This is a genomic window from Streptomyces spongiae, assembly GCF_009377185.1.
GTDB lineage: Bacteria > Actinomycetota > Actinomycetes > Streptomycetales > Streptomycetaceae > Streptomyces > Streptomyces spongiae.
The window spans coordinates 1-6,721 of record NZ_VJZC01000548.1; the positions used below are offsets into that span (position 1 = coordinate 1).

Here is a 6,721-nt window from a genome sequence, read left to right on the forward strand (position 1 = left end):
CAGCAGCACCGCACCCCCGCACCCCTCAGGCAAGCTCCCCTTCTCGACCGACCGCAGCAGCCTGGCCGTCGCCGACCGATGCCGGGCGAAGGCGTACTGCGACACCCCGCGCCCCCTCTCCCGCTGCCCCTCACGGGCCTCGTCAGCGGTGACGTCGAGGAGCAGCAGATGCAGCGTGCCGCCCCGGCGGCGGGCCTCGCGGGCGAGCCAGCCGCGCACCCACGCCTGCGTGCCGCAGTCGTGCACGACGACACCGGCGCCCGTGCGCAGCGCGCGGCGCAGTCCGGCGTAATGGGCGACGCGCACGAAGGGCCGGTAGAGCGCGTACGGCAGGACGCCGGCCAGACGGGCGTCCCAGCGGTCGCGGGTGTCCTGGGAGTCGATGCGCGGGCCGTGCACCGCCCGCCGCATGAGGGTCGACTTGCCGCTGCCGGGGAGTCCGGTGACGACGACCAGGTCGCTCGCACCGAAGGTGAGGCCGTGAGGGCTGCGTCCCGAGCGATCCCGCAGGTCGCGGACGACCGCCGTCGGGAACGGGCCGCACGCCTCCCCGGCCGGGGCCGTCGGCTGCCCGGGCAGCGCGATGCCGTAGGTCGTCGCGTAGGTCCTGTTCACCGTGATCGTCCTCCCCATGGGTATGGAGTCCCATCCCCGTCGAGTGTAAAGAGAAGGTAATCCCGGGGCCTCCGTTTTCCGTCCCCGTACTGCCACAGCCGTGCTACAGGACGCTGCCGAGCCTGTGCGTCCCGTGTTCGCCCCCTGTACGGGAGGTGCCCCTGCCGTGCCGGAGCGATGCGTGCGATGATGTGCGCGCCAACTGCATACCGGCCGCTTGAATCCGCGCGGGAGAGTTCCCAGCCGAGTACGGTGCGTACTTCGCGTACGTCTGGGACGCCGAAGGAGCAAGTCCCTCCCTTGAATCTCTCAGGCCCATTTACCGCGCGGGCGAGGCACATCTGAAAAGCGGGCCGCCTCCTGGAATCCCGGGGCGCGGCTCCACCCAAGGTGCAAGCCGTGACCACCACGGATCATCCGGATCATCCCGGTCCTCCGTGGTCATGGCGAACCTCTCAGGTTCCGATGACAGATGGGGAGGACCGACCTCGCCCCGCCCCGTCATGCCTTGGGAGACGACCGTCCGATGAGCAGTACCGACACGCGCCGTACCGCGCTCGACGCCCTGCACCGCTCGCTCGGCGCGACGATGACCGACTTCGCCGGCTGGGACATGCCCCTGCGGTACGGCTCCGAGCGCGACGAGCACAACGCCGTCCGTACCAGGGCGGGCCTCTTCGACCTCTCGCACATGGGCGAGATCACCGTGACCGGGCCGCAGGCCGCCGCGCTGCTGGACCACGCGCTGGTCGGCGACATCGGGGGCGTCAAGCCCGGCCGCGCCCGCTACACCATGATCTGCCGCGAGGACGGCGGCATCCTCGACGACCTGATCGTGTACCGGCTCGCCGAGACGGAGTACATGGTGGTCGCCAACGCCTCCAACGCCCAGGTGGTGCTGGACGCGCTGGTGGAGCGCTCCGCGGGCTTCGACGCCGAGGTGCGCGACGACCGGGACGCGTACGCCCTGATCGCCGTCCAGGGCCCCGAGTCCCCCGGCATCCTCGCCTCCCTGACGGCCGCCGATCTGGACGGCCTGAAGTACTACGCGGGCCTGCCCGGCACCGTCGCCGGCGTCCCCGCCCTCATCGCCCGCACCGGCTACACCGGCGAGGACGGCTTCGAGCTGTTCGTGAAGCCGGAGCACGCCGTCGAGCTGTGGCAGGCGCTGACCAAGGCGGGCGAGGGCGCCGGCCTGGTCCCCTGCGGGCTGTCCTGCCGGGACACGCTGCGCCTGGAGGCGGGCATGCCCCTGTACGGGCACGAGCTGTCGACCTCGCTCACCCCGTTCGACGCGGGGCTCGGGCGGGTCGTGAAGTTCGAGAAGGAGGGCGACTTCGTGGGGCGCGAGGCGCTCACCGAGGCCGCCGCCAGGGCCGGGGCCAACCCGCCGCGCGTCCTCGTCGGCCTGGTCGCCGAGGGCCGCCGCGTCCCGCGCGCCGGGTACGCCGTGGTCGCCGGCGGCACGGTGATCGGCGAAGTCACGTCCGGGGCACCCTCGCCCACCCTCGGCAAGCCGATCGCGATGGCGTACGTCGACGCCGCGCACTCCGCGCCCGGCACGCCCGGTGTCGGCGTGGACATCCGGGGCACCCACGAGCCGTACGAGGTCGTGGCACTGCCGTTCTACAAGCGGCAGAAGTAGAGACTGGGCGGCGGAAGCGGAAACCGGGCGACCGGGCACGGCACCGCGCCCCCGTACGTACCCCGCGTACTTCCGCATATCCGCTGCTCATACGTGTTTCCAGCAGTCCACCCTTCCTCACCACTCCCTCGCGTACAGGAGAATTCAGGCCATGAGCAACCCCCAGGAACTGCGTTACAGCAAGGAGCACGAGTGGCTGTCGGCCGTCGAGGACGGTGTCGCCACGATCGGCATCACGGAGCACGCGGCCAACGCGCTCGGTGACGTCGTCTTCGTCCAGCTCCCGGACGTGGGCTCCGCGGTCACCGCGGGCGAGACCTGCGGAGAGCTGGAGTCGACCAAGTCCGTGAGCGACCTGTACGCCCCGGTCACGGGTGAGGTCACCGAGACCAACGAGGACGTGGTCAATGACCCGTCGCTGGTGAACTCCGCCCCGTTCGAGGGCGGCTGGCTGTTCAAGGTGCGTGTGGCGGAGGAGCCGGCCGACCTGCTCTCCGCCGACGAGTACACCACCTTCTCCGCCGGCTGAGGCAGTACACCCGCTCGGGGCACCGCGCACACTCGAAGGTGAGCGCGGCGCCCCACCCCGGCATCACCCCCGCATCACCCCCGTAGTTGAGGAGTCCCCGTGGCCATCTCGGTCTTCGACCTGTTCTCGATCGGCATCGGCCCGTCGAGCTCGCACACGGTCGGCCCGATGCGCGCCGCGCGCATGTTCGCCCGGCGTCTGCGGAACGAGGACCTCCTCGCCCCCACCACGAGGGTCCGCGCGGAGCTGTACGGCTCCCTCGGCGCCACCGGCCACGGACACGGCACCCCCAAGGCGGTTCTGCTCGGTCTGGAGGGCGCCTCACCGCGCACGGTGGACGTGGAGACGGCGGACGAACGCGTCGAGACGATCAAGCAGTCCCGGCGGCTCAGCGTGCTCGGCGCCCAGGAGGTCGACTTCGACTTCGACGCCGACCTGAAGCTGCACCGCCGCAAGACGCTCCCCCACCACGCGAACGGCATGACCCTGTGGGCGTACGACGCGTCGGGCGCCGAGCTGCTGACGAAGACGTACTACTCGGTGGGCGGCGGCTTCGTCGTCGACGAGGACGCGATGGGCGCGGACCGCATCAAGCTCGACGACACGGTCCTCAAGTACCCCTTCCGCACGGGCGACGAACTGCTGCGCCTGGCCAAGGAGACGGGCCTGTCCATCTCCTCACTCATGCTGGAGAACGAGCGGGCCTGGCGCACGGAGGCCGAGGTCCGGGCCGGGCTGCTGGAGATCTGGCGGGTGATGCAGGCGTGCGTCTCGCGCGGCATGTCCCGCGAGGGCATCCTGCCGGGCGGCCTGAAGGTGCGCCGCCGTGCGGCCGTCTCGGCACGCCAACTCCGGGCTGAGGGCGAACCGTTGGCCCGCTCCATGGAGTGGATCACGCTGTACGCGATGGCCGTGAACGAGGAGAACGCGGCGGGCGGCCGCGTGGTGACCGCCCCCACGAACGGCGCGGCCGGCATCATCCCGGCGGTCCTGCACTACTACATCAACTTCGTGCCGGGCGCCGACGAGGAGGGTGTCGTCCGCTTCCTGCTGGCCGCCGGCGCCATCGGCATGCTCTTCAAGGAGAACGCCTCCATCTCCGGCGCGGAGGTCGGCTGCCAGGGCGAGGTGGGCTCGGCCTGCTCGATGGCGGCGGGCGCCCTCGCCGAGGTCCTCGGCGGCAGCCCCGAACAGGTCGAGAACGCGGCCGAGATCGGTATGGAACACAACCTCGGCCTGACCTGCGACCCGGTCGGCGGCCTCGTCCAGATCCCCTGCATCGAACGCAACGGCATGGCCGCCGTGAAGGCCGTCACCGCGGCCCGCATGGCGATGCGCGGCGACGGCTCGCACAAGGTGTCCCTGGACAAGGTCATCAAGACGATGAAGGACACCGGCGCGGACATGAGCGTGAAGTACAAGGAGACGGCGCGGGGCGGGCTCGCGGTGAACATCATCGAGTGCTGAGGGATTCAGCGCTGGGAGGTGTCGGCGGTGCTGGACGAGGCGTGGGACGAGTGGTTGCGGAACTCGCCGCTGGGGAGTGAGTTGCGTATCTGGTGCCAGGAGGCGCCGGAGCGGATGCGCCGGGTCGGACGGGACGCGTACCGGGAGCGTCTGGCCGCTCTGCTGTCCGCCGCGTCCGCGCGGGACTGCGCGGCGGCGGGTCTGGGGTGTACACGGCGCCTCGACCGCGTCTGCCGTGAACCGTTGGTCTGCCGTCTGGACTCTTCCGAGCCGTCGGCCGCCGAGGAGGTTCCGCGCTTCGAGCGGGAAGGGCCGGTCCCGGGGGCATGCGGCGGATTCCACGGCTTCTGGACGGACTTCGAGGTCCATGTGTGGTTCGCCGGCCGCGGCGACCGGCATCGCGCGGTGTTCTGGCACGACATGGCGGCGTCGGCCGTGCGGCTGTGGGTGGACGGTGCCGTGGTCGGTGCCGGGGCGTTCCTGGACTCGTACGGGCACTGGCTCGGCGGCAGGTTCCTGGTGGTGCAGGCCGCGGGTCCCGACGACCATCCCCGGCAGACGTACGGGCCGGGCCTGCTGTGCACCGGGATCGTCTCCGTACTGATCCACGACGTGGCCCACGGCTCCACCCGGACGCTGGTCCCGGGCCCTCACGAGACCTGGACCGATCCCCGGGTGGTCCTGTCCGGTGGGACCCTGCGGGTGTACGCGACTCCCGAGGCTCTTTCCGCCGACGTACCCGACCGGATCCTGCCGGCCGAGTCACCTTCGGAGTAACGGATGACGGATGAACTGCGGCCGGGCCGGGCCGAGATGGTCAGGATGACCACCACACTGCGTATAGCGGGCGAATCAGCGACGGTGGTCTCGCTCCAGGCCGGCTACCGGCGCCAGAGCATACGGCGAGGCACGGATCGGTGGGGGATCGACGAGCCCCGCCTGATGGTCGACTTCGGCAGCGGGTGGCCGACGCTGGACGACGGCAGGCAGAGGGTGGGCGAGCGCCTGGGGAACACCGTGCGGCTGTGGTCACGGGAGTACCGGATCCACCGCCAATGGCTCTGGCCCACACTGCGTTTCACGGTGACTACCGGGGAGCGCACCGTCCTGCGGGTCCGCGAGCGGTTCAGACGTGTCGACGGCGCCCGTGCCTTCGACACGTACAGCGACGCCGCACTGGACCCGGTCGTCACGCTCGCCCTCCTCCTGGTGACGGCACGCCCCGACAGGATGAGCTTCGGCCGCGGCGACGCCTCCCCGCCCTGAGCCGGTCGTCGTGGCCCGGGGAGAGTGGTGCGTCCGTAGGATCACGTCATGACTGCCGATGCCTCGCTCACCCGAGAATCTTTCCGGCGCCTCCAGCCGATCAACGCGCCCAGGCCGGTGTCCCAGTTGCCGTTTCGTGTCTGGACTGACGAGGAATGGGACCGCATCCGGTGCGGCTATCGAGCCCGGGACATGGACGAGAAGTGGAACGTCTTCGTCGAAGGCGATGTCGTTTTCATGCACCGGAGTTGGACCGGTCATGGCGTCTATGAGGCGTCCTTTGCCCCCGCGGCTGGTGGTGGGAGGAAGATCGCCTCCGCTGTGGTGGAGGCCGATGGGGAGCGCTATCGGAGCATGGGCGACGAGTACGACTGCCTGATGATGGAGCTGGTCATCAGCGCGATCGTCCTTGGCGAGGCAGCCACCGACCTCCGGGCCGGACTCGTGGAGTTGACTGCTCGGGCTTCGGGGAAAAGTGATCTTCCCTCGGGTGTGGTGGAGCACAGTGTTCTGGGATGGCGTTCCGGATCGTGAGCACGCGTCGCAAGCACAGGATCTCGCCTTGTGCCGCGAGCAGTCGTTGTCAGGTGGTGTGCACTCTCGCGGCAGGGCTGCCATACACGGCGTAAGCCAGCCAGGTCGGATCGCCCCCGTGTAGATCCCGGATGGTCTGCCGGGCCGCAAGGGAAGCCTGGCCGAGTGGCTGCCGGTTGGTGATCAGCTGGTCGTAGAAGGCTTCCGCGAACTGCAGGGCGGAGCGTGACCGTACGGGCCACAGGGTACCGACGAAGGCACCCGCTCCGGCGTTGAGGAACTGAGGTGCCCATCCCAGGGTCTCGCCGAACCAGTCGATCTCCCCGGCGCCAATAGGCAGTGTCCGCCTGCCTATGCCCGGCAAGGACACGACGGGAAACACCCCAGGGACGGTGGTGCCCCACATCGTCGACCACTCCAGCAGGCCTCACGAACCCACTCCTCGACCTCGCGTGCGGACTCCCTTCCCGCCCCGGTGTCCGCGCCCTCGTCGTCACGGGCTCTGGAGTGGGAACTGATCCTGCCCCAGGAATGGGCGGATGACCGCGAGCCGGTTGACAGCCGGATTCGAACCGGCGTCTTCCGGACGTTGGTACGCAAAGGGGTGGAGTGGCCCTGGCGAGGGGAAACCCAAAGTAAGTTGGCCCCCACAAGCACCCCCCCAC

Annotated in this window: 8 protein-coding genes and 1 riboswitch; of the genes, 6 read left to right on the forward strand and 2 right to left on the reverse strand. The window is 70.1% G+C overall.

Annotated elements, in window-relative coordinates:
• On the reverse strand, nt 1-633 hold a 633-nt coding region (locus FNH08_RS41020; protein WP_152776606.1), incomplete at its 3' end, for an AAA family ATPase.
• Nucleotides 634-833: 200 nt separating this feature from the next.
• A riboswitch (glycine riboswitch) is annotated at nt 834-950 on the forward strand.
• Between the two features lie 191 nt (nt 951-1,141).
• Between FNH08_RS41020 and gcvT the strand changes: the two genes are divergently transcribed.
• The 6 genes from gcvT (at nt 1,142) to FNH08_RS41050 (ending at nt 6,056) form a co-directional block, all read left to right on the forward strand.
• Nucleotides 1,142-2,260 carry a glycine cleavage system aminomethyltransferase GcvT gene (gcvT, locus tag FNH08_RS41025; protein ID WP_152776607.1) on the forward strand — a complete coding sequence of 373 codons (1,119 nt, stop codon included), beginning with the start codon at nt 1,142-1,144 and terminating at the stop codon, nt 2,258-2,260.
• Between the two features lie 151 nt (nt 2,261-2,411).
• Nucleotides 2,412-2,789, forward strand: a complete 378-nt coding sequence (gene gcvH, locus FNH08_RS41030) for a glycine cleavage system protein GcvH (RefSeq protein ID WP_152776608.1) — start codon at nt 2,412-2,414, stop codon at nt 2,787-2,789.
• A 99-nt stretch (nt 2,790-2,888) separates the two neighbouring features.
• Entirely contained in the window at nt 2,889-4,256 is a 1,368-nt protein-coding gene (locus tag FNH08_RS41035; protein WP_322726288.1) for an L-serine ammonia-lyase, read from the forward strand.
• 27 nt (nt 4,257-4,283) lie between these two features.
• A complete protein-coding gene (locus tag FNH08_RS41040) occupies nt 4,284-5,033 on the forward strand; it encodes a hypothetical protein (RefSeq protein ID WP_152776609.1) in 750 nt (249 codons plus the stop codon).
• A 3-nt stretch (nt 5,034-5,036) separates the two neighbouring features.
• Nucleotides 5,037-5,522: a hypothetical protein gene (locus FNH08_RS41045; protein ID WP_152776610.1), complete on the forward strand. Its 486-nt coding sequence runs from the start codon at nt 5,037-5,039 to the stop codon at nt 5,520-5,522.
• 48 nt (nt 5,523-5,570) lie between these two features.
• The gene (locus tag FNH08_RS41050) at nt 5,571-6,056 is read left to right on the forward strand and encodes a hypothetical protein (protein WP_152776611.1); all 486 of its coding nucleotides are present in this window, start codon (nt 5,571-5,573) and stop codon (nt 6,054-6,056) included.
• A gap of 49 nt (nt 6,057-6,105) precedes the next feature.
• On the opposite strand, the gene FNH08_RS41055 is transcribed toward FNH08_RS41050, so the two are convergent.
• Nucleotides 6,106-6,438, reverse strand: a complete 333-nt coding sequence (locus FNH08_RS41055) for a CHAT domain-containing protein (RefSeq protein WP_194238801.1) — start codon at nt 6,436-6,438, stop codon at nt 6,106-6,108.
• Nucleotides 6,439-6,721 lie beyond the last annotated feature (283 nt).